Annotated in this window: 15 protein-coding genes; 4 read left to right on the forward strand and 11 right to left on the reverse strand. The window is 66.8% G+C overall.

The window, feature by feature from the left end:
• Positions 1–7 precede the first annotated feature (7 nt).
• From treS to HCU64_RS01190, 6 genes are all read right to left on the reverse strand, one after another.
• Complete coding sequence (treS, locus tag HCU64_RS01165; protein WP_233381965.1) at positions 8–3,259, reverse strand: maltose alpha-D-glucosyltransferase; 3,252 nt, start codon at positions 3,257–3,259, stop codon at positions 8–10.
• Positions 3,260–3,422: 163 nt separating this feature from the next.
• Complete coding sequence (locus HCU64_RS01170) at positions 3,423–6,818, reverse strand: maltotransferase domain-containing protein (protein WP_233381966.1); 3,396 nt, start codon at positions 6,816–6,818, stop codon at positions 3,423–3,425.
• Positions 6,819–6,880: 62 nt separating this feature from the next.
• The gene (locus HCU64_RS01175) at positions 6,881–11,794 is read right to left on the reverse strand and encodes a malto-oligosyltrehalose synthase (RefSeq protein WP_233381967.1); all 4,914 of its coding nucleotides are present in this window, start codon (positions 11,792–11,794) and stop codon (positions 6,881–6,883) included.
• The gene (gene treZ, locus HCU64_RS01180) at positions 11,791–13,596 is read right to left on the reverse strand and encodes a malto-oligosyltrehalose trehalohydrolase (protein WP_233381968.1); all 1,806 of its coding nucleotides are present in this window, start codon (positions 13,594–13,596) and stop codon (positions 11,791–11,793) included. Before treZ ends, HCU64_RS01175 begins: the two co-directional genes overlap by 4 nt.
• 231 nt (positions 13,597–13,827) lie before the next feature.
• Positions 13,828–14,310 carry a DUF2852 domain-containing protein gene (locus HCU64_RS01185; RefSeq protein ID WP_233381969.1) on the reverse strand — a complete coding sequence of 161 codons (483 nt, stop codon included), beginning with the start codon at positions 14,308–14,310 and terminating at the stop codon, positions 13,828–13,830.
• Between the two features lie 60 nt (positions 14,311–14,370).
• Positions 14,371–15,009 (reverse strand): TetR/AcrR family transcriptional regulator, encoded by a 639-nt coding sequence (locus HCU64_RS01190; RefSeq protein WP_233381970.1) that lies wholly within the window; start codon positions 15,007–15,009, stop codon positions 14,371–14,373.
• 196 nt (positions 15,010–15,205) lie between these two features.
• Between HCU64_RS01190 and zigA the strand changes: the two genes are divergently transcribed.
• From zigA to HCU64_RS01205, 3 genes are all read left to right on the forward strand, one after another.
• Positions 15,206–16,423 carry a zinc metallochaperone GTPase ZigA gene (gene zigA / locus HCU64_RS01195; protein ID WP_233381971.1) on the forward strand — a complete coding sequence of 406 codons (1,218 nt, stop codon included), beginning with the start codon at positions 15,206–15,208 and terminating at the stop codon, positions 16,421–16,423.
• Positions 16,424–16,481: 58 nt separating this feature from the next.
• Positions 16,482–16,730, forward strand: a complete 249-nt coding sequence (locus HCU64_RS01200) for a hypothetical protein (RefSeq protein ID WP_233381972.1) — start codon at positions 16,482–16,484, stop codon at positions 16,728–16,730.
• 69 nt (positions 16,731–16,799) lie between these two features.
• The gene (locus tag HCU64_RS01205) at positions 16,800–17,198 is read left to right on the forward strand and encodes a VOC family protein (RefSeq protein ID WP_233381973.1); all 399 of its coding nucleotides are present in this window, start codon (positions 16,800–16,802) and stop codon (positions 17,196–17,198) included.
• Positions 17,199–17,608: 410 nt separating this feature from the next.
• On the opposite strand, the gene HCU64_RS01210 is transcribed toward HCU64_RS01205, so the two are convergent.
• The 5 genes from HCU64_RS01210 to HCU64_RS01230 form a co-directional block, all read right to left on the reverse strand.
• On the reverse strand, positions 17,609–17,878 hold the full coding sequence (locus HCU64_RS01210; RefSeq protein WP_233381974.1) for a hypothetical protein: 270 nt from the start codon (positions 17,876–17,878) through the stop codon (positions 17,609–17,611).
• Positions 17,879–18,173: 295 nt separating this feature from the next.
• Positions 18,174–18,920: a YoaK family protein gene (locus tag HCU64_RS01215; RefSeq protein ID WP_233382865.1), complete on the reverse strand. Its 747-nt coding sequence runs from the start codon at positions 18,918–18,920 to the stop codon at positions 18,174–18,176.
• A gap of 86 nt (positions 18,921–19,006) precedes the next feature.
• Entirely contained in the window at positions 19,007–19,276 is a 270-nt protein-coding gene (locus tag HCU64_RS01220) for a hypothetical protein (protein WP_233381975.1), read from the reverse strand.
• 654 nt (positions 19,277–19,930) lie between these two features.
• Positions 19,931–21,148 carry a phosphopentomutase gene (locus HCU64_RS01225; protein WP_233381976.1) on the reverse strand — a complete coding sequence of 406 codons (1,218 nt, stop codon included), beginning with the start codon at positions 21,146–21,148 and terminating at the stop codon, positions 19,931–19,933.
• A gap of 6 nt (positions 21,149–21,154) precedes the next feature.
• Complete coding sequence (locus HCU64_RS01230; protein ID WP_233381977.1) at positions 21,155–22,804, reverse strand: ABC transporter ATP-binding protein; 1,650 nt, start codon at positions 22,802–22,804, stop codon at positions 21,155–21,157.
• 219 nt (positions 22,805–23,023) lie between these two features.
• On the opposite strand from HCU64_RS01230, the gene HCU64_RS01235 reads away from it, so the two are divergent.
• Positions 23,024–23,914, forward strand: a complete 891-nt coding sequence (locus HCU64_RS01235; protein ID WP_233381978.1) for a lytic transglycosylase domain-containing protein — start codon at positions 23,024–23,026, stop codon at positions 23,912–23,914.
• Positions 23,915–23,981 lie beyond the last annotated feature (67 nt).

The following is a 23,981-nucleotide window of genomic DNA, read 5'->3' on the forward strand; positions in this document are numbered from 1 at the left end:
TCTCCCTTCACGAACGCTTGGCTTCGTCCAGAATGTTGAGAACCCCCCGCGCGGGGATTTCGATCCAATCCGGGCGGTTGTTGATCTCGTAATCGACCTCATACAGCGCCTTCGTGACGAGGCTCAGTTTGAGCAGCCGCTCGAAGGTCGGGCCGTCGGAGACCGCGGCGCGGCTGCCGGCGACACCATCGGCATAGCCTTCGAGGAACGAGGCATCGATCATGCCGCGCCAGGCGATGGCCGCGTTGCGGGCGCGCTCCTCGCTGTCGCCGAAGCGGGCCGCGATCTCGCGTACCACCGTTTCCGCGCCGTAGGCGAATGAGCGCAGCATCCCGGCGACGTCGCGCAGAGGCGTCGATTTCGACCGGCGCACGTCGACCGGGCGAGACGGCTCACCCTCGAAATCGATGATGACGAGGTCACCCTCGGAGGCGAGCACCTGCCCGAGATGGTAGTCGCCGTGGATGCGCGTCTTGTAAGCGCCGATCGGTGGCCGGTCGGACAGCTCGTCGATCAGTTCCTCGACCTCGGCCCGACGACTCGCCAGCGCCTGGCTCGCAGGACCCTGTGCCCAGGCCGCAACCGATGAAAGGCCATCGAAGGCGCGCTTCGCCTGAGCCCGCGCATCTGCGACGAGCGTGGCGAGATCGTCCTCGCCGAACGGCTCGGCCGCGAAGGCGGGATCGTCGGTCTCGATGGCGAAGGCCTTGTGCATCCCCGCCGTGCGGCGCCCGAGCAGCTCTGCCCAGCGCAGATGGTCCTTGAAGGCGTCCTGCGGACTCGGCGCCTCGCTCTCGGGGGCAAGCACAACGGTGTCGAAGTCGCGGCGCAGGCCTTCGAGCATCAGCGTCCAGGCATCGCCCTGGTTGCGGACGAAAGTCTGCAGCACGGCCAGCGCCGTGTGCACGCCGTTCTCGTCGACATGCTCAAGGGTGCCGAGCAGTTGCGGCGTGTTCCGGAAATGCGCCTGTTCCGTGAGGAAGCGGCCAACCTCGACCTCGGGGTGGGTCCCCGTCTGCAGCCGACGCAGGATCTTGAGCATCGCCTTCGAGCCGAGGGCGATGGAGGTATTGCTCTGCTCGGCGGAGAGGCGGCGAACCTCCTCGGCCTCGATGACGACGTCGCGGTCGAAGGCCGCCGTTGCCGAGAAGACGAGCTTGCCGCGCTCGGACTTGATCTCGCGGCCGTCGCGCATGCCGTCGACCAGGCAGATCGCGAATTCGGACGAGGCGATGGCGCCGTAGAGCAGGCCCGTGCGCGGACCGCGACGGACGCGCGCCACCGCGTGGTCCATCAGCGTCTCGTCCTCGCGGCCCTCGTCGACGCCGACGGGCACGAAGTAGGAATGCCGCTCACCATTCGAGAGCTGGACGTCGAGTTGCGGCAGCAGGAAGCGCGCCTCGCCCTTGGCGTCCAGCGTCGCGCAATCGGCAACCTGCACGCTCTTGATGCGCGAGCCCTTGGCGCCGAACCAGCGGCGGGTCGCCAGGAAGGGCGGGATCACGGTGCGCTCGAAAGCGATGCGCTCGCGCCCAGCCATCAGCGTCTCGATGCCGCCGGTGAGGACCAGCGTGAACAACTCGGGCGTCAGAGGCTGCGGGCCGACTTCGCCGGTATCGGCATAGCTCAGCGAGAACCAGTAGAAACCGTAGGCCGGGAGTGTCAGCAGGTATGGCAGATCGCCGATTGCCGGGAATTCCGAGCCGCCGGTCAGCTCGACGGGGATGGCCCCCCGCAGGTCCGACAGGTCGAGCTGCACGGCCTGCGGTGCGCGCGAGAGGTTCGCGACGCAGAGGATTCTCTCGTCTTCGAATTCGCGCAGCCAGGCCAGCACCTTGCGGTTCGACGGGTACAGGAACTGGATGCCGCCGCGGCCGAGCGCGACGGAGTTGTTGCGGATCGCGATCATGCGCCGCGTCCAATTCAGGAGCGACGTCTGCGCCTGTGTCTGTGCCTCGACGTTGATCGCGTCGAAACCGTAGATCGGGTCCTGGATCGAGGGCAGGAACAGCCGCTGAGGGTTCGCCCGCGAGAAGCCGCCGTTGCGGTCCGGCGACCACTGCATCGGCGTCCGCACGCCATCGCGGTCGCCGAGATAGATGTTGTCGCCCATCCCGATCTCGTCGCCGTAATAGAGCACTGGCGTGCCGGGCATCGACAACACGAGCGACTTCATCAGTTCGATCTTGCGGCGATCGTTCTCCAGCAGCGGCGCGAGGCGCCGGCGAATGCCGAGATTGATGCGGGCGCGCCGCTCGGCGGCGTAGAACGACCAGAGGTAGTCGCGCTCTTCGGCCGTCACCATTTCGAGCGTCAGCTCGTCGTGGTTGCGCAGGAAGATCGCCCACTGGCAGCCATCCGGGATTTCCGGCGTCTGGCGCATGATGTCGGTGATCGGGTGCCGGTCCTCGCGTGCGATCGCCATGTACATGCGCGGCATCAGCGGGAAGTGGAACGCCATGTGGCATTCGTCGCCGTCGCCGAAATACTGCGCGGTCTCCTCCGGCCACTGATTGGCCTCGGCGAGCAGCATCCGGTCCGGGTAGCTCTCATCGAGCGCGGCGCGGATCTTCTTGATGACCGTGTGGGTCTCGTAGAGGTTTTCGCAATTCGTGCCCTCGCGCTCGACGAGGTATGGAATCGCGTCGAGCCGCAGGCCGTCGACGCCCATGTCGAGCCAGTAGCGCATCGTCGCGATGACCGCTTCGAGCACCTTCGGATTGTCGAAGTTCAGGTCCGGCTGGTGGCTGTAGAAACGGTGCCAGAAATACTGCTTGGCGACCGGATCCCAGGTCCAGTTGGACGTCTCGGTATCGAGGAAGATGATGCGCGTGTCGCCGTAGGGTTCGTCCGTATCCGACCAGACGTAGAAGTCACGCTCGGGGCTGCCGGGAGGCGCCTCGCGCGCGGCCTGGAACCAGGGATGCTGGTCCGAGGTGTGGTTGATGACAAGCTCGGTGATGACGCGCAGATCGCGCGCATGCGCTTCTTCGACGAAGCGCTTGAAGTCCTCCATCGTCCCGTAAGACGGGTTGATGCCCTCGTAGTCGGCGATGTCGTAGCCGTCGTCCCGCAGGGGGGACGGGTAGAACGGCATCACCCAGATCGCGGTGACGCCGAGGTCGCGCACGTAGTCGAGCCGCTGGGTCAGCCCCTCGAAATCGCCGATCCCGTCATTGTTGGAGTCGAAGAACGACTTGACGTGGATCTGGTAGATGATGGCGTCGCGGTACCATTGGGGATCACTGCGATCGATCATCCGTCGCTGCCTCAGCTCGGTTCGAGGGCATCTCTGACGACCTTCCAGCCCGGATCGGGGACCGGGCACGAAGGTGGCGCGGCTTCAGCCGCATCTCTTGCCGGCGACGCGTTGCCCGGAGGGCCGTGCGTCGCCACGGGGCAACCGGGTTACACGCCCGGTCTCATTGCGCAACCCGCTGCGGCACCCTGAGCCGCCAGATCACGCAAGAGCGCTCGGCCGGATCGAGGGCGATGCGATGGCCGCGCCCGCGCAGCTCGAACCTGTAGCCTTCGAGCAGATCCTCCACCTCCAGCGCACCGTCATCGGGCAGGCCGAACAGCCAGAGCGGGATCTCGTAGGAGCATTCCTGGCGGTTCTTTGGGTCGAGGTTGACCATCGTGAAAACGCAGTTGTCGCCGTCTGGCGTCATCTTGGCGTAGGCGACGACGTTGCCGTTGTCGGCGCCGGTGAAGGTGACGTTGCGGAAGTCCTGGAGCGCCGGATTGTCCTGCCGGATCCGGTTCAGCTTGACGATGTGCTCGCGGATGTTGCCGGGACGATCCTCGTCCCAGGTTTTTAGCTCGTATTTTTCCGAGTTCAGGTACTCTTCCTTGCCAGGATACGGCGCGGCCTCGCACAGCTCGAAGCCGGCATAGATGCCGTAGACGGAGGAGAGCGTCGCTGCGAGCGTGGCGCGCACCACGAAGCCGGGTCGCCCGCTGGTCTGCAGGTAATACGGGTTGATGTCCGGCGTGTTGGCGAAGAAGTTCGGGCGGTAATATTCGCCCATCTCGCCAGCGAGCTCGACCGCGTAGTCGATCAGCTCCTGCTTCGTGTTGCGCCAGGTGAAGTAGGTGTAGCTCTGCTGGTAGCCCGCCTTGGCGAGCTTCTTCATCATCTTGGGGCGGGTGAAGGCCTCGGCGAGGAAGATCGCGTCGGGGTAGCGCCCGTTCACCTCGCTCAGCATCCACTCCCAGAACGGGATCGGCTTGGTGTGCGGGTTGTCGACGCGGAAGATGCGAACGCCGAGCGCGCACCAGCCCATCACGATGTCGCGCAGCTCGGTCCAGAGCGAGGGCAGCGCGCCGCCGTAGAAGTGGACGTTCGAGATGTCCTCGTACTTCTTGGGCGGGTTCTCGGCGAATTTCAGGGTGCCGTCGGGCCGCCATTCGAACCATTCGGGATGGGCCTTGATCCACGGGTGGTCGGGCGAGCACTGGATCGCGAAGTCGAGGGCGATCTCCATGCCATTGGCGTGGCTCGCCGCGACGAGCTGGCGAAAATCGTCGAGGGTGCCGAGCTCGGGATGCACCGCCTCGTGGCCGCCCTCGGCCGCGCCGACGGCGTAGACCGATCCGACATCGCCGGGCTCTGCCTTCAGCGTGTTGTTCTTGCCCTTGCGATTGGTCCGCCCGATCGGATGGATCGGCGTGAAATAAAGGACGTCGAAGCCGAGCTGGCGGATCCAGGGCAGGCGCCGGATCACGTCCTGGAAGGTGCCGTGCTTGTTCGGATCGCCGGACTGCGAGCGCGGAAAGATCTCGTACCAGGCCGAGAACCGTGCCGCGAGCCGGTCGGCGATCACCGGGATCGAGACCGGATAGCGTGACAGGTTCACGCGCTCGGCATTGCGCCGAATCAGCGTGTTGGCCTCCGGCTCCAGAAGCTTGTCGAGGACGGCTGGCGAGCCCTCCTGCTCAGCTGCGAGCGCGGCGACCAGCGCCGAGAGTCGCTCCTTGTCGCGCCCGGTGGCGAGGGCTGCGGCGCTCTGGGCGAGGTTCACGCCCTCGATCGTCTCCAGCCGCACGTCCACACCGGCATCGCGCTTCTTGAGCGTGTCGCGCACCCAGGAGGAGAACCCGTCGCGCCAGCCTTCGATGGTGAATTCGTAGCGGGCGTTGCGCTCCAGCGGGAATTGGCCGGCCCAGCGGTCATTGTCGACGAAGACCATCGGATTGCGCCGCCACTCGGTCTCGCCGACGATGCGTGAGAGGATCGCCGCGTCGATGATCTCGTGGCCATCGGAGAAGATGTCGGCTTCCACGTGCACGGACTCTCCGACGACGCGCTTCACCGCCGAGCGGCCGCCATCGATCTCCGGCGTGACGGCCTCGATGACCACGCGGCCCTCGCCTTTCGGCACGGTCGGCTTCGGCGCAGTTTTCTCCTTCGGCGCGCCGGCGGCGAGGATACGCAGCTCGCCGGGCAGCAGGTCGATGCCAGCGCCCGGATGGAAGGCGATGGGGTCGGCCTCCGGCGTGCGGTCGACGAAGGCGCCGAGCCGGCCGCCGGTGCGCTCGATCAGTCGGCCCGCATCGACCGGGACCGGATGCGCGCCTGGATTGTAAAGCAGCAGCGTGCCGTGGGTGGCCGAAGCCGCGTGGCCGGTATCGGTGCGGAACAGCGCGACATAGGGCGCGTCCGGCGACGACAGCCGCGCCTGGTATCCCTCGACATTGGCCGAAGGCAGCTCGGACTTCAGCGCGTTGATCGCCTTGATGGAGGCCGAGATGTCGATGCCGGTCTCGTGCTCACGGGAGCCGGGAGTGGTGTCGACGACGTGAAGCGCGCGACGATAACCCCATTCGTAGCCGATCGGCATGAGCACGCCGGCCGAGAAGAAAGCCGAGAGCGCGTAGCGCGTCTTCAGCCGGGCTGCGATCGCCCCCGCATCGCCGGGGATGTCGGCGGCGAGGCGCTGCATGTCATGGTTCTCGGGGAAGGCGATCGAGGGCGCGATGACCCGCAGGCGATCGTACTGCTCCAGCGCCCAGGGCGCCTTGAGGTCCCACCAGGCGAAGGAGTTGAACAGGTAGTCGAAGCCAGCGCCGGCGGTCGATTGCGCCTCCTCGAAGGTGCAGCCGAGTGTCTCGGCGGCAAAGAGGGTCCCAGGCTCGCGCTTCTTGGCGGAGGCGATCAATGCGCGCCACACATCGGCCGGCACCTTGTAGGCGGCGTCACACCGGAATCCGCGCACGCCGAGCCCCTGCAGGCGCGCGATATAGGCGTCGAAGATTTCGATCAGCGCGCCGCGCGCATGGTCGGAATGATAGTCGAGCTCGATCAGGTCGCCCCAGACGGTCTTCTTCGAGGGATCGTCCGGATCGACGGCACCGGGGCTGATCGGGCGACCCTCGCCGTCGCGCAGGAACAGGTCCGGCCGCTCGTGCAGCAGGCGGGCATTGTCGGCGGTGTGATTGATGACGAGGTCGGTCATCACCGCGACACCCTGCGCCTCCGCCGCGCGGCAGAAGCGGGTGATCTGCTCGTCATCCGAGGTGCCGTCCTGGTCGCGGAAGCGGTCGTCGAGCTTGTCGGGATCCTGCACCGCGTAGAGGCTGCGCGATCCGCCAGTCTGGTGGAACGGGTTCAGGTAGATCCAGTCGAAGCCGAGGCCGGCAATCCGCGGCACTTCCGCCGTCCAGGCCGAGACCGTGCCGACGAGCAGCGGAAACAGGTTGTAGATCCGCGGCCCCTGCGCCCGCGGCGCCAGAATGGCCGGCAGGGTAGTGGCTGCCGCATCGCTCCGCTTGACGGCACTCCCTTGGGTGCCCTTCGAGGTCGTCGGTGCGTTCATGGTCGGCCTCCCTCGACGCGCCTTGGAGCGCGCCGTCATCTCTGGGGTCAAGTCGGTCAGGCTCAGGCGGTTCGCCTCAGCACGGCATAGGGCAGCGCTTCGAACAGCGCCCCGAGGTCGAGCCGGCCGGCATCGGCGGAGCGTTCGGCACCGCTGACGATGTCGATCCAGCGGCTCCCTTGAGGCACGGGAATCGACGTCCCGCCGAAGGGCTGCCCCGTCCATATCGCGTCGCCGACGAGCTCGGCCACGCAGCGCGGAACGGCGACGAGAAGGTCGCCCTCGCCTCCGTCATCCTCGGAGCGGAGATAGGCGATGACGTGTTCGGCGTGTTCGCCGCCGGCCTCGACGGCTTGGTAGCCGGCATCCGCATAGAAGGCCGGCCGCTCGGCGCGGTCGGCCAGGAGCTTGGCCAGCGTCGCCTGTTTCACCCGATTGTCGGTCCAATGCGCCAGGAGATCGGCCGGCGCGCCCCCATCCGTGAGGGCACGCTCGCGCGCCTCGTAATCGACCGGCCGGCGATTGTCGGGATCGACGAAGGAGAAGTCCCAGCTCTCGGTGCCCTGGTAGATGTCCGGCACACCCGGCAACGTCGCCTTGAGCACCGTGCGCCCGAGGCCCGCGATCATGCCGAGCCGTGCGAGCCGATTGGCGAAAGGCCGCGTCCGCGCGAGGAAATCCGAGCCCGGCGCAATCAGCTTGGCGAAGAGCGCATGCACTGCGCCCTCGTAGGCCTCGTCGACGTTCACCCAGCTCGAATAGCGCTTGGCCTCGCGCAGCGCCTTCTCGGCATAGGCATCGAGCCGCTTGCGGAAACTCTCGATGGCCTCGGCGTCTTCGCCATCCAGCAGCGCGATCGGCCAGGCGCCGAGGATCGCCTGAAGGAACATCCACTGGTCGTTGCGATCGGGCGCCGGCTCGTCCTCGATGGTGGTGAGATGTGGCTCGGCGGCTCGGCGCCAGGTGTCCCAGGCGCGCGCCCATTCCTCCGGCAGCTCCGACAGGGCGAGCAGGCGCGAGCGGGCGTCTTCACCGCGCTTGGTGTCGTGCGTCGCCGTGGTGATCATGGCGTTCGGCCAGTCACGGGCGCGGGCCGCCTGAAGCACATGGAAATGCGCGAGGTCGAGCCCGTACTCGCCCGGATCACCACCCACCTCGTTCAGCGCCAACAGCTGGCTGAACCGGTAGAACAGCGTGTCCTCCAAGCTCTTGGCCATGACCGGCCCTGTGAGCTGCTGGAAACGTCGGCGGAAGCGCAAGATGATCCGCGGCTCCGAGCGGCCGGAGCCGACGGTGTCGATGCGACCGAGAAGCGCGTCCCTGGCAAAATCGTGCACGGAACGGTCGGGCAGGACGCTCCACCGCTTGGCCTTGCGCACCGTCTGCTCGACGAGTTCGATGTCCTCCTGGTCCACATCGGTCTCGTCGAGGTCGGACGGCAGGTAGGAGCGATAGGTGGGGAAACGCGCGATGATCTCGATCAGCGCGCGGCGGATTGCATTGATCGAGAAGTCTCGGGTGCGCCGGTTGGCATCGGCGATCGCCTTGAGATCGCCGGTGAGCACCTCCAGTTCGCTGGCGAAGCTCGTCTCGAGCAGCTCGGCCTTGGTGGCGCGGAGCTGGAACCCATACGGCTCGTCGACCCCGGTCGCCCACTGGTAGAACTTCTTGATCCGCGACTTCCGCGCCTGATCGACCAGGATGCCGTCGAGCTGGTTCAACACATCGTAGCCGGTCGTGCCGGCGACGGGCCAGGGCCGCAGCTTCTCGCCCGGCTCCAGGATCTTTTCCACGACGATGTAGAAGCCAGGACCGACTGCCGATTGCAGGGCGCGGGCGTAGCCGAGCGGGTCGGCGAGGCCGTCGATATGGTCGATGCGCAGGCCGTCGATCCGGCCCTCGCCGACCAGGCGGAACAACAGGGCGTGCGACTTCTGGAAGATGTCGGACTTCTCGACGCGCAAACCGGCGAGCGAGTTCACGTCGAAGAAGCGGCGATAGTTGATGTCGCTCGACGCGATCCGCCAGTGGGCGAGCCGGTAGGACTGGCTCTCCAGCAGCCGGTGCAGCGGGCCGTAGGAATCGGGATAGTCCTTGTTGCCGTTCAGCAGGTGCAGCGCGCGGTAGATCGCGGCGGCGATCTGCGGTGAAGCGCGCACCGCATCGGCAAGGTCCTGTTTCAGGGCCTCGGCCTCGGCAGGGAGTGCGCGACGGCGCTCGGGATCGGTCTCCTCGCCCATGCCGCGCAGGCGCTCGGACACTTCGAGCACATCCGCGGAAGGGTCGTCGCCGACCTCGCCGAGGGCGGCGAGCGCCCGGTTGAGAATCGCCGGATAGTAGAGCGGGCAGATCGGGAATTCGTGCTCGTAGTGCCAGACACCGAAGCCGCCCTTGGCTTCGTCGAATTTCAGCTCCAGCGCGCCCTTCTCCAGGGCGTCGCCATAACGCTCGCCGAGGAAGGGGATGACGAGCTTGCCGTTGGCGCCGAGCCGCTCCCAGTCGATGTCGAAGGCATGGGCGAAGGGCGAGAGGCCGCCCCATTCGAGCACGGAGAGCCACCACGGATTGTCGGCGCCGCCGACGCCCATGTGGTTCGGAACGATGTCCACGAGGAGCTTGAGGCCGTTCGCCTTCAGCGCGTCGGAGAAGGCGATGAAACCCTCCTCGCCGCCGATCTCCGGATTGATCTGCGAGTGGTCGACAATGTCGTAGCCATGGGTCGAGCCCGGCCGCGCACGCTGGAGCGGCGAGGCGTAGACGTGGCTGATCCCGAGGCGCGCCAGATACGGCAAGATTTTCTGGGCATCCGCGAAGGTGAAGCCTTCATGGAATTGCAGACGATAGGTCGCCCGCGGCGGGGGTGAGCTGAGCCGCGCGGCACCCGAACGTGGGCCACGATCCTCGCCGGCCAGAGCGGCGGCGAGCTTGGCGAGCGGGCCGCCGGGCGCTGCGATGGCCTCCAGCGTCCGATCGAGCTTGCGTCGCCAGTTGGGATGCCCCTCGGTCGAGCCCGGCACATTGGCCTGGGCCAGCTCAGAGACGACGTCCTCGTACTGGACCGCAGTCAGGATGGAGGGCGCCCGCGCCAGATAGCGCGCCGCAGCCTCGAAGGGGGCCGCATCTGTGGGCTCGGCGCTCGGCAGAAGCTGTTCGGAATAGAGCGCTTCGGCGAGCCGGCGGCGCTCGGTGACGCGCTCTGCGCGCTCGGCATCGGCCCGGTCGGAATCGTAGAGGCCGAGCGACTGGCGCGTGTCCGTATCGACCCCGCGCCACCAGCCGAGGAAGGTCGGCAGGTCGTGCGTGGTGATGGCGGTGAGCGCGTCGTGCGGATAGAGGCTGGGCGGCTTGAAGGCGCCACCATGCTGCCGCTCGAAGGCGAGGATGCGGTAGCTCAGGATGCCAGCCGCCATCAGGGCATCGGAAAACCCTTCGGGCGCCGTGCCGAGGTCTTCCGCAATCACCAGGCATTTCGAGCGGTGGCTTTCGAGCCGCAGCACCGCCAGCATCGGCTCGAACGGCATGGCAACATAGGCACCGGCCCTGGCCGAATGGCCGACCGGGATCAGGAAGAGGCGCGCGAGCTGGAAGGCGTGGTCGATGCGGATAGCGCCGGCATGGCGCATGTTCGCCCGCACCAGATCACGGAACGCCTTGAGGCCGTCGCGCTCCAGTTCAAGCGGATGAAAGGCCGGCAGGCCCCAATCCTGCCCCTTGGGCGCGAGCAGATCCGGCGGAGCGCCGATCGAGACGCCGTTGGCGAAGCGCTCGGGATGCGACCAGATCTCCGAGCCACCCCGATCGGCACCTACTGCGAGGTCGCGATAGAGGCCGAGGCGCATGCCGGCATCGAGCGCTGCCTCCGAAGCCCGCTTCAGTTGCAGGTCGGCGAGGTACTGCAGCCAGGCGTGGTAGCTGACGCGCTCGGCATGCGTCTCGGCGAAGGCGCGAACTTCCGGCGTTCCGGACCGGCGGAAGGGCTCCGGCCACTCGCCGAGCCAATGGGCGCCCTCGGCCTTGAAGTGCTCGGACAGCGTCTCGAAGATCGCGTGGGATTCGAGGTTTTCGCCGCCCTGCGCCCGGAACGAGGAGAAGTCCTCGTCCCTGCCCTCTCGGGCGGGAGAGTTCTGCCACAAGGCTTCGAGGACGGGGGACAGCACCTCCCAGATGCCGGCATGGTCGACGAGGGTGGCGTCGCGCAGCGCTTCGAGGCGTGGCAGCTGCTCGTCGAGCAGCGCATCCGCCCGACTGCCCTTGAAGCCAGGCAGCGCGCCGGGCTCGATATAGAGCGTCTCAAGGAACAGCCGGGACGAGGGCGAATAGGGCGAGATCTTTTCGCGGTCGGTCGGGAAGAGCGCGTGGACCGGGCTGAGCCCCAGGAAGGACGCGCCGCGCAAGCCCGCAGCGGCGGCGGCGCGCCCGGCATCGGCGAAGGTGCCGATGCCGAGGTTGTTCGGCGAACGCAATCCGTAGAGCTGTGCGGCGAGACCCCAATCGCGCGCGCCCTCCTCCGCATAAGCTCGCGGCCGCCAGCAGCGCTGCGGCGCTGCGACGATCCAGGCCTGTGCCTTGCGATCCCCAAGCGTCGCGGTGAGGCGGTGGTAGCCCGGCGTCAGCGGCGGCAGCTCAAAGCTCGGGCCGGTGCCGGCTACGTCGAGCGTCGCCCGGCCCTCGCTGGCATGGCCGCGCTCGTCGACGAGCCGCCATGTCACCGATCCGGGCGTGCCGTCGACGAGCAGGGGCACGCGCAGGGAGCGCCGTGCCTCCGCCGGCAGCAGCGGCGGGATGAGATTGCGGCGGACGTCCTCGACGCGCGCCAGGCTGTTCGCAATCTCGTCTTCGCTTCCAACGGCGAAACCGAGGGCCGCAAGCATGCCGGCGCGGGTCTCGTCAGAGGTCTCGACGGGCGTGCCGAAGGCGTCCGTGTAACCCTTGGCGATGCCGACGAGGTCGGCGAGTCGGGTCAGTGCGTCGCTCATGCCGGTGCTCCGATCAGGAACACGCCTGTCCAGGGCGGCAGGTGCAGCGATTGCCGCGACGAGGCGCTCGACCAGATCACCTGACCGCCTTCGCTGTCTGCGTCGTGTTCGTCGGTGCCGACATTGGCGACGAAGCGCAGGGTGCCGCCCTCGAACCGCCAGATGCAGTCGATCACGCCGGGCGCCGGGATCGTCGCCTTGGCTCCCAGGAAGCCGGATTTCGTCAGCGGCACGACGGTCTGGTGACGGATCTGCAGGAGGTTGCGGGTGTCGGCCCAGATCCTGCGATGCGGCTCACGCTCGGCCTCGCCCCAATCGATCTTGGAGTCCAGGAAGGTCTTCTCTTCCGTCGGATCGGGGATCACAGAGGTGTCGTCGGCGAAGGCCGCGAAGCTCTTGAACTCGCGGCGCCGGCCTTCGCGGACTGCCTTATTCAGCTCCTCGTCCGGCGCGAAGTCCACGAAGAACAGGAACGGCGCGGAGGCCGACCATTCCTCACCCATCCAGAGCATGGGGATCTGCGGCGCGAGGAGCAGCCCGGCGCGCGCCAGAGCCAGCTTCTCCGGATCGGCGAGGTCGCTGAGCCGCTCACCGAGTGCGCGGTTTCCGACCTGATCGTGGTTCTGCAGGAAGGTGACGAAGGCCGAGGGCGGCAGGTGGCCCGAAGGCTCGCCGCGCGGGTGGTTGTCCAGCGTCTTGAAGGGTTCGCCCTGATAGGCGAAGCCCTCGGCGAGACAGCGGGCGAGGTGCTCGACCGGCTTGTCGGAGAAGCTGGCGTAGTAGCCGGCATCCTCGCCCGTCAGCAGGACGTGCCAGCAATGGTGCAGGTCGTCCGCCCATTGCGCGCTGTGCTGAACAGGCTGACCCCGGCCATCGCGCTCCAGCCAGCGGGCCTGGTTGGCCTCGTTCTCCAGGATCAGGTGGATGTGCCGGCCGGGAAGCCGCGCGCGGATGGTCTCGGCGAGTTCACCAATGAAGTGCTTTTCGGAATCGTCGAGGATGGCGTGGACGGCATCGAAGCGGATGCCGTCGAAATGGTACTCTTCAAGCCAGTACAGCGCGTTCTCGATGAAGTAGTCGCGGACGACACGGCCGCTCTCCTTGCCGTCGAAGTTGATGCCTGCGCCCCACGGGGTCTGGTGGCGCTCGGTGAAGAGGCTCTTGGCGTACGCGTGGAGATAGTTTCCGGCCGGGCCGAAGTGATTGTAGACGCAGTCGATCAGCACCATCAGGCCCTTGCCGTGGGCGGCGTCGATCAGGTGCTTGAGGTCCTCGGGCCGGCCATAGGCGGCATCCGGCGCGTAGGGCAGCACGCCGTCGTAGCCCCAGTTGCGCGTGCCCTTGAAGTCGGCCAGCGGCAGCACTTCGATGGCGGTGATGCCGAGATCGACCAAATCGTCGAGCTTGGCTTCCAGCGCCGCGTAGGTGCCCTCTCGCGTCGCGGTGCCGACATGCAGCTCGTAGATCACCGCTTCTTCCCAGGGGCGGCCGGTCCAGGCACCGTCGGACCAGACATAGGCTGACGGATCGATCAGTTCGCTCAGTCCGGAGACGTCGTCGGGCTGGAAGCGCGAGGCGGGGTCGGGAACGGTGAGGTCGCCATCGATGCGGAAGCCATAGCGGGCACCGGCACCCACACCCGGCACGTCGACGCGACGCCAGCCCTCGCCCACATCGGGGATCGCGTGATCAGTGCCGTCGATGGCGAGAACCACATCCGCCGCGCTCGGCGCCCAGATCGCGAAGCGGGCGCCATCGTCGGTCAACTCGCTGCCGTAGACCATCGCATGGCTTCGCCGCATTCAGCCGCTGTCCTCAGCTCTCGAGAGATCTACACCGGCACGAGCGGGCGCCTTCGGGAGAAGGCCTGCCGTCGCAACTGGTTCCGCGACCGCAACTATGGCGAAGGCGGCCTCCGGCAACCGCGCAGCAGCATGGATTCCCGCTGAATCTCGCACATGCAAAAAAGTCTCCCGCCATTTCTGGCGGAAGACCCTACGCGAGACATTCGTTGAATGCGGTTGCCTGAGCGGTCAGGCGTCGATGGTCGGGCCACCGCCCTCGGAGCGCTTCTTCGCCATATAGGCGTCGAACTGCTCGCGGTCCTTGGCCCGCTTCAGCTCCTCCACGAACTGGGCGAAGGCGCGGCTCTCCTCCTGGAGGGCACGGCGGCGGGCTTCGAGACGCTCCAGTTCGGCCTTCCGGTACTCGTCGAAGGCCGAATTGCCGGTGCCGGACCGGTAGACGCCGCGATCCTTCGCCGCCTCGAAGGCCTTGGCGAACCGCGACGTGCCGCCCGCGGAGCCGAATTTCCACGATCCGGTCTGGGCGAACTCACGCATTTGGCCGAGCGCAGGATAGCCCGCGATCTTCCACGCAACATAGGCGAGCGCCGCCGGCCACCAGTAGATGAAGCCGATGACGATGGCGCCGATCTCGAGAGAGCGGCGCGGGAATGGCCCGCCATGACAGGCGCGGGCGCCCGACCAGGGGGAAGAGGCAGAGGTCGTGTTCACGGATGATCGCTCCGGGTGTGAATGTGAACAACATTCACATGCGAACCCGCACATCTGGTTTCAAGAGGCGGGATCGAAGCCGGCTTTCGGATTCGTCTCGGCGGCTCCGGCGCCATGGACCAGGGCGAGCACGCCGGCACGCAGCAGCTCGTATTTGTCGGGCCCGGTCTTCGGCAATTGGCCGGAGGCGGCCAGCGTCGCGATACCGTGCGAGAGCGCCCAGACCTCCAGCGCGATGAAACGCGGATCGACGCCGCCGAATCCGTCGGGAAAGGTCGCCCTCAGCGCCTCGACGAGGAGGTCGAACGGATTGGGACGGTCCGGGTTCGGCGCTGCGCTGCGCACCTCGAAGATCGCGGCGTAGTAGCCGGGTTCTTCCTCAGCGAAGGCGAGATAGGCCTCGCCCATGCGGGTGAAGCGTTCGAGCGGCGTGCCCCGCCCGGTCAATGCCCGCGCGAGACGCTCCGCAAGATCCTTGAAGCCGCGTCCGGCCACCTCTTCGAGCAGCGCCTCGCGGCCGCGGAAGTGGCGATAGAGCGCCGCAGGCGTCACGCCGACGAGGCGGGCGGCATCCACCAGGGTGAATCCCCCGACGCCGCGTTCGGCGATGAAGCGGCGGGCCGCCTCGATCAGCGCCTCCTTGAGGTTGCCGTGGTGGTAGCTGCGCCGGTCTTCCGGCCGCTCGCGCCAGGGTCGCACGAAAACCGTCTCCTCGATTGGCCGATTGCCTGCCCGATCAGGAAAGCCGCTCGGAAGGGTGAGGTTGCACATGAACGCGGCAGACGGCCAGCGCTTTGCGCCTCGCCCGTCAACAAGTGCACGCTTTCCGCCGATGGGTGTTGACAGATCGGCACATTAGCAATGTTATAGTATTACATTTGCAGATGAGACGAACATGGCATCGCTCGACACTCGCCTCCCGGTCACCGTGCTCTCGGGCTTTCTCGGCGCGGGCAAGACCACGTTGCTGAACCACGTGCTCGGCAACCGTGAAGGCCGGCGGGTCGCGGTGATCGTCAACGACATGAGCGAGGTCAACATCGACGCCGACCTCGTCCGCGAGGGCGACGCGAACCTGTCCCGCACGGATGAGCGGCTCGTGGAGATGACCAATGGCTGCATCTGCTGCACGCTGCGCGACGACCTGCTCGCCGAGGTCCGCCGGCTCTCGGAGGAAGGCCGCTTCGACTACCTGCTGATCGAAGGCACCGGCATCGCCGAGCCGCTGCCCGTAGCGAGCACCTTCTCATTTCGCGACGATAACGACCGCTCGCTCAGCGACGTCGCCCGGCTCGACACCATGGTCACCGTCGTCGATGCGGTGAACCTGCTGCGCGACTACGGCTCCGCCGCCTTCCTGCGGGACCGCGGCGAGACCACCGGCGAGGAAGACACCCGTACGCTGGTCGACCTCCTCGTCGAGCAGATCGAGTTCGCCGACGTCGTCGTGATCAACAAGGTCGAGGACGTGTCAGCGGAGCAGCTGGCCCTGGTGCGCTCGGTGGTGCGCGGGCTCAATGCCGATGCGCGCCTCGTCGAGACCTCGCATGGCCGTGCGCCGCTCGATGCCATCCTCGATACCGGCCTGTTCGACGAGGAGAAGGCGCAGCGCCATCCGCTCTGGTTCAAGGAGCTCTATGGCGCGCACGAACACGTCCCCGAGACCGAGGAATACGGCGTGTCGAGCTTCGTCTACCGGGCGCGCCGGCCGTTCGACCCGGAAAAGTTCAATGCCTTCGTGAATGCGACCTGGCCGGGACTGATCCGGGCCAAGGGCCATTTCTGGCTGGCGACGCGGCCCGATTGGGTCGGAGAGTTCTCCCTGGCAGGCGCCGTTGCCCGCGTCTCCGCCATGGGCTTCTGGTGGGCCGCCGTGCCGCGCGGACGCTGGCCCGACGAATCCTACTGGAAGAGCCATCTCGAGAAGAACTGGAGCGATGTCTGGGGCGACCGCCGCCAGGAACTCGTCTTCATCGGCACCGGCATGGACCGGGAGGCGATCACCGCCGCGCTCGATGCCTGCCTGATCGGCTCGGAGCGGACGACGCGGTTCGACCCGAGCGCCTATCGGCGCCTGCCGGACCCTTTCCCCGAATGGCGCCGCGCGGCCTGAGCCGGTGGGGTTCGTCAACCTCAAAGCGTAGAGGCAACGCAGCGCAGCGCAGGCTGAGATGCGGGCCGCGCTGAAGACCCGGGTGATCGAGGCCATCGGCCTCGGCCCCGACGATACCGTGGCGGTCAACGAGATCGCCTGCGCCGATCCGGGCTGCCCGGACATGGAGACGATCGTGCTGGTGATGCGCTCCGGCGAGCCGACACAGGCCTTCCGGATCCGGAAGGCCATCGACGCCATCCAGGCGGACGATGTGTCGGCGTTGGTCGCCGAGATGGGATCGGTGCTGCGCGATCCTCGCTCCTGACAGGATCTGTCAGCCCGGCCGCATAGGACGCCTCCGCGACGCGCTCAGGGCGCGATCCCGGAGAAACCCATGAACTTCGTCTCGATCCGTCTCATCACCGACGACATCAAACGGCTCGTCTCCTTCTACGAGCAGGCGACCGGCCTCGCGGCCACCTGGTACACCGACGATTTCGCAGAGATCGCCACCCCTTCCTGCAAGTTGGCGTTCTCGACCACGCGGCCGCTCGCGTTGTTCGGAAGGGACATCGCGCGTCCCGCCGCGAACCAATCCGTGATCATCGAGTTCCGGGTCGCAGACGTCGACGAGAGCCATCGCGCATTGGCCGGATTGCCGAATTCGGTCGTCCAGGAGCCGACGACGATGCCGTGGGGCAATCGCTCGCTGCTCTTCCGTGATCCCGACGGCAACCTGGTCAACTTCTTCACACCGATCACGCCGGAGGCGATCGCAAGGTCCGACAGGTAGCGTGCCGCGCTCCGTCGGGTGCATCGGCCGCGGCTCATGCAGTCTCGAAAACCACGGCTTCGGTAGCACTGCTCCACTCCCGGGACGGGTGGAGCGTCAGCGCTCCCGCTGACTTCGGCTGCTCTCGACCCAACCGCGTCATACATTCGGGGCCGTGCGGTTCCCGAAAACGGGCATTGGCTTGGCCGAAGCGCCTCGATGGCGCCGCGGTCCGATCACTGCGCCCACCTGTCATTGGCCGACAGGGCTTCGGGCGCGGCATGCGACGCAAAGCCAAAATGGTTTCGCCACTAGGCACCCCACAGAACGCCGACCGAGCTGATGACTGTCGTTGCAAGACCGAGGCCGAAGACGACCGCCGTCGCGTAGGTGATGAGCTTGAGAACCATACTGTGCACGCCTTCTCGAAATCAGCAGAGGTTGCCGCCTGAGGTCTGACCGTATTGCTTGACCGGGAAATTCTGCTGGTTGGCATTGCCCTCGCTCGCCGAGGACATCGGGCAGCCGGTGAAGCGTGGGTGGTCGTGAGCACCGAGCGGCTGCGCACGGTAGTGCTCATAGGAGGGGGCCGGCGCAACGCGCTCGGCACGGCCAGGATCGAGAGATGCCATCGCGGAAGAGAGCGGAGCTACGGAGCCAAGCATAAGGAAGGAAACGGCAACGGCGATTCGCGTTCTCATGATGATGATTGTGCTCCTAGGGGTGATGCGACCCAGGTCGTGGGTTCGTTTCTATTGCGGTTCGTAGAATATATAGAATGATAATCCGTCGATGAGTGCCAGATCGCACGGTAGAGTCAGGATTAAAAATATTTACCTATGCATATGCGGTGATTTTGCAGTAGTCTTTTCAGGATTTGATGCATTTTATATTGAATACTATGGATTAAAAACTGATTGAGGAGATGCAAGCTTCGTGTAAGGACAGCGGTCTTCGCCGCTGTCTGATGGGCCAAAACGACCGCACACGCTGATCCTAGGCGACCCGGAAGACCGGTCGCGTGTCCGGAGGAGCATCCGGAGTGGGCGAGACACCAGCGATAAGCGGGCTGTTCGGGTAGGCGACGACAAGGAAGGCGCCGATGATCGAAAGTCCGAGTGCGAGAGCGATCGGGAAGAGAAAAGCCATCTCACCAAAATGTACCTGGAGAATGCCGCCGATGACGGCTCCGACGCTCAGCGCGGCCCAGAGAGGCGCCTGGATCCAGAACGACGCAGCTGGCCGGTGCAAAAGAAGATTGGCCAGTCCTGTGCCAAACCGAACCACGGCTCCGGTGACATAGGTCAATGCGATGCTGCGGCCGCCTTCGTCCTGAAGCGTAGCGTTCTGCATCCCAAGCGCGAGCACGATCGGATAGGCGCTCAGCGGCAACGCGTCTGTGCCCACGGGCAACAGCAGACCAAACGACATGATAATGGCCTGCAATCCAAGGAGGATCGGCAATCGCCAGCGCCCAACCCCTGCGGCGATCAGCGTCCCGAGGAAAGCTCCGAAGCAGAAGAGCGCGATAACGCTCGCGACCCGCGCGGCGCTCGACCATTCCATGAGGGCCATGGAGACGCCGAAACGGGTCGTATTCCCAGACATGAATGAGACGAAGAGCTGCGAGAACTCTAGGAAACCTATCGAGTCGGTGCAGCCAGCGAGCCCTGCCAAGATCACGGCAAGCGGAATGCGCGAGGTCGAACTCGCTGGAAACGAATAGTCCGCAGTTGAACTCATACACTCCTCGAAAAGCGCATCTGAAGTCATAGAAAAGCGCTCTCGAACCAGTTGCGTCCGAGAGCGCCGTGGATCCCCGACAGGTGTCAGCCGGCAGGCGATGCTTGCATATTGGAGGATCGATAGAGCGTTCGACCGAGTGTGATCGGCGACACGCCCGGTAACATTCCCGCCATACCCCATCCCTGCTTGCCGACGACAGGCGATGCGTCCGTCACGGTTACGGGCGTTTCCGCTTTATGGGTATTCGCCTTGTTGCTTTGAGACAGCACAATGGCCAATGCCGCCAAGATTGCGATGCGCCAACGAAGTTCAAATGGCACTTTCCATCCAGAAGAATTATCTTCTCTATCCATACGCGGTGTGCTCTCCGACTACTGCGCGATCACGACTGCATATAGATCGTCGAATCTCGCAGCACGTGCGGATTGTCACGCAGCTTAGCGATAAAATTATTCCCAAGAATCTTGAAAACCCTTCAGCTATACAAATTCTCGCCCAGCTCGTGCGCCTGCCGGCGGTCGCTGACACTGTCCGCGGCGGCATGCGTGTGAAGCACGATCCATGGGCTTCCGAGACCGTACAGCCGCGTCACCTGCGTGGCTCTCGGCGATCACCTCCTCTTCGAGCCCGGACCGCTTGACTGCTGGTTCAGCCGAGCTGGCAGCAAGTCGCCTGGCGTTCGTGATCGCAGGCTTGGCCACGGCCGCTTGGGCTCCGATCGTGCCCTACGCCGCGGGGCGCTCGGGTTTGGACGATGGCGGTCGCGCTGCCGCTCGTGTTTGTCCTTTCGAGCTTCGCCGGTCTCGCGCTCGCGCTGCTTAGCTGATCGTGGCGTCGATGCTGGTGGTGGTCGCAGCAAGCACTCTACGCGTTCGAACCGAGGCGGCGGCATCGGATGACTGCTTTGCCGGCCTCTTGTCCGGAAAGCGGACCGGCACGATTCCACACTCTGCGGACGTCGCGAGTGGGTGCCAAGCGTCAGATTTTGACCACTAGGTCTGCTCTGATTACCAGGATCGACCCGCGCCGCTCCAAGCGATGCCGAGATGCCGCGCCACCGTCGCGCCGATATCGGCAAAGGTGTCGCGGCGGCCGATCGGCCCGGTCGCGACCTCCGGCCCGAAGGCCAGGATCGGTACCTGTTCCCGGGTATGCTCGGTGCCGTGCCAGGTCGGGTCGTTGCCGTGGTCGGCGGTAATCACGCAGAGATCGCCCGACCGCAAAGCCGCCCGGATCTCCGGGAGGCGGGCATCGAAAGCTTCGAGCTCGGCAGCGTAGCCGGGCACGTCTCGGCGGTGGCCGTGCTCGGTGTCGAAATCCACGAGGTTCACGAAGACGAAGCCGCCATCGCCGAGGGTCGCGAGCGCGGCGAGCGCCACATCGACCCCGGCCGCGTTGCCGGCCGTCTTCACCTCGCGGCCGGTGCCGCGATGGGCGAAGATGTCGCCGATCTTGCCGACGGTCACCACGTCGCGGCCGGCGGCCGTCAGCCGGTCGAGCAAGGTGTCGCCCGGTGGCGCGACCGAGAAATCCTTGCGGTTCTTCGTGCGACGAAAGCCTTCGGATTCAGAACCGACGAACGGCCGCGCGATCACCCGGCCGACACGCCAGTGGTCGCAAAGGGTGCGCGCGATGCGGCAGACCTCGTAGAGCCGGTCGAGTCCGAAGCTCTCCTCGTGCGCGGCGATCTGGAACACACTGTCCGCAGAGGTGTAGCAGATCGGCTTGCCCGTCCGGACATGCTCGGCGCCGAACCGTTCGATGATCGTGATGCCCGAGGCATGGCTGTCACCGAGGATCCCCGGCAATCCGGCCTCCTCGACGAGAGCCGAGACCAGCTCGGCGGGAAAAGCCGGCTGCGTATCGGGAAAATGCCCCCAATCCTCGAGCATCGGCAGCCCGGCGATCTCCCAGTGGCCCGAGGGCGTGTCCTTGCCGGCCGCCGTCTCCACGGCATGGCCGTAAGCGCCCTCGACCGCGCCGACGGGTTCCAGCCCCGGCGGTACGCGGCCCGTGGCGCCCTCGGCGGCGAGGCCGAGGCCGAGGGCGGTCAGGTTGGGAAGACGCAGCGGGCCTGAGCGCAGGCCGTCACGGTCGCCCTGCCCGCGCTCACAGGCTTCGGCGATGTGGCCGACCGTATCGGCACCCGCGTCGCCGTAGCGGGCGGCATCCGGGCCGCCGCCGATACCGACGGAATCGAGAACGATCAGGAGCGCGCGGGCCATGGCAGCTCAGGCCGGAACGGCGTCGGCGACCGGCGTGGCTCCGTCATCCACGGTCTCGGCCTCCATGTCGAAGGCGGCCGCGAACAGGGTGCGGGTGTACTCTGTCTTCGGCCGGGCGAAGATCTCGGAGGCCGGCCCCTCCTCGACCACGCGGCCGTTCTGCATGACCAGCACGTAGTTCGCGAGCGCGCGCACCACCTTCAGGTCGTGACTGATGAACAGGTAGGCGAGGCCGCGCTCGCGCTGCAGGTCGCGCAGCAGCGTCACGATCTGCGCCTGGACCGAACGGTCGAGGGCCGAGGTCGGCTCGTCTAGCACGACGAAGCGCGGGTTCAGCACGATGGCACGGGCGATGGCGATGCGCTGCCGCTGGCCGCCGGAGAATTCGTGCGGGTAACGGTCCATCGCCGCCGGATCGAGCCCGACATCGCTCAGCGCCTTCGCCACGATGGTGCGGCGCTCGGCGCGCGACTTCGCCTGCCCCTGCACCACGAGCCCTTCGGCGACGATATCGGCCACCGACATGCGCGGCGACAGCGAGCCGTAGGGGTCCTGGAAGACCACCTGCATGTCCCGCCGCAGCGGCCGCATGGCGCCCACGGACAGGGCCTCGATCGGCTTGCCGAGGAAGACGATCGGCCCTTCGGAGGCCGTGAGGCGCAGAAGCGCGAGGCCGAGCGTGGTCTTGCCGGAGCCGGATTCGCCGACGACGCCGATGGTCTCGCCCTGGCGCACGGCGAGGCTCACGCCGTCCACCGCCTTCACGTAGTCGGTGGTGCGCCGGAGCAGGCCCTGCTTGATCGGGAACCAGACCTTGATCGGCCCGGCCTCGACCAGCCGTACCGCCCGTTCGGCGACGGGATTGGCGCGGCCGGTCGGCTCGGAGGCGAGAAGGCGCTGGGTGTATTCGTGCTGGGGCCGGTCGAACACCTCCGCCACCGGGCCGGCCTCGACGATCCGCCCGCGCAGCATTACGCAGACCGAATTCGCGATGCGCCGGACGATGCCGAGATCGTGGGTGATGAACAGCATCGCCATGCCGAGCCGCTTCTGCAGGTCGGCGAGCAGGGTCAGGATCTGCGCCTGCACGGTGACGTCGAGCGCCGTGGTTGGCTCGTCGGCGACCAGCAGGTCCGGCTCGCAGGCGAGGGCCATGGCGATCATCACGCGCTGGCGCTGGCCGCCGGACAATTCGTGCGGATAGGCGCCGAGCCGGCGCTCGGCATCGCGGATGCCGACGAGGTCGAGCAGCTCCAGAATGCGCGCCCGCGCCTTCTTGCCCGTGAGACCGCGATGGAGCTGGAGCACCTCGCCGATCTGCCGCTGGATCGTGTGCAGCGGGTTCAGCGAAGTCATCGGCTCTTGGAAGACCATGGTGATGTCGGCGCCGCGCACCTTGCGCAGGTCGCGCTCGGGCAGCGTCAGCAGGTCGCGGCCCTTGAAGACGATGCGCCCGCCCGGATGATGCGCCGCGCCATCGAGCAGCCGCAGGATCGAGAGCGCCGTCACCGATTTGCCGGACCCGGATTCACCGACCAGCGCCAGCGTCTCGCCCGACGCGATGGTAAAGCTCACGCGATCGACGGCCAGGGTTTCGCCCTCCGACGAGCGGAACGCGACCGAGAGATCTTGGACGGAGAGAAGCGGTTCGGACACGAGCGCTCAACAGTGTCGGCGAATGCGATCGGCGCCACCGGGCGGCAGGCCTCGCCGCCGGGTTATAGCGCTCCCATGCCCCAGGGCGAAGAGCGGCCCGCGGGCGCGCCCGCCGTGATTGTCCGGCCCGATCCTGCTAGCAGAGCCTGAGAAGCGGGCGGGGCTGACCGGGTGCGCGTGCGAACGATCCTTTGTCTTGCTGTTGCCGCGGCGATCGCGATGACGTCGGGGGCTGCCCGTGCCCAGGGCGACGGCGAGACCGTCACCCAGGCCCTCTGCCGGCTGATCGAGGGTTCGGCGCGGGCTCGCTCCATCCCGGTGCCTTTCCTGACCCGTCTGATCTTCCGCGAGAGCGCCTTTCGCGTGAATGCGGTCAGCCCCGTCGGCGCGCAGGGCGTGGCGCAGTTCATGCCGGGCACGGCCAAGGAGCGGGGCCTGCTCGACCCGTTCGATCCGGAGCAGGCCATCCCGCACGCAGCGCATCTCCTGGCCGATCTGCGCAGCCAGTTCGGAAATCTCGGCCTCGCCGCCGCCGCCTATAACGGAGGGGCCGGCCGGGTCTCGTCCTGGCTCGCCGGGAAGGGCGGCCTGCCCGCGGAGACCCGCGCCTACGTCATCGCCTTGACCGGCCACCCGGCCGAGGATTGGCGCCCTTCAGGTGTCGAGATGGCCCCGCTGGAAGGCGCCCCGAAGGCGGCGGAGGCCGCCAAGTCCGATGCGAAGCCGCAGGACACGGCCGGCGAGGCCGCGAAGGAGGTCGAGGCCGAACCGGCTCAGACCTGCCTCCAGGTCACCGCCCTCCTGCGCATCCCCTCGCGCGGCGACCGCTTCGCCCTGCCGGTCGAGGGCGGCGTGACGGCGCCCTGGGGCATCCAGCTCGCCGGCAACTTTTCGAAATCCCTGGCGCTGGCGAGTTTTTCGCGGACACGCTCCCGCTATGCCGGGGTGATCGGCTCGGTGCGCCCAATGATCATCGGCACGCGCCTGCGCTCCCGCGGGACGCGCGCCTTCTACCGGATCCGCATCCCGGCCGAGACGCGCGCGGCGGGCGAAATCCTGTGCGGGCACATCCGCAAGGCGGGGGGCGCCTGCATCGTGCTCAAAACATGATGCGCGTGCTCACCGGGAACATCGCCGGAGTGCGCACGGCGTCGGCCGCGTTTCGCGGCGGCCTTGA

Origin of the sequence: Methylobacterium sp. C25, assembly GCF_021352225.1 — a bacterium.
GTDB lineage: Bacteria > Pseudomonadota > Alphaproteobacteria > Rhizobiales > Beijerinckiaceae > Methylobacterium.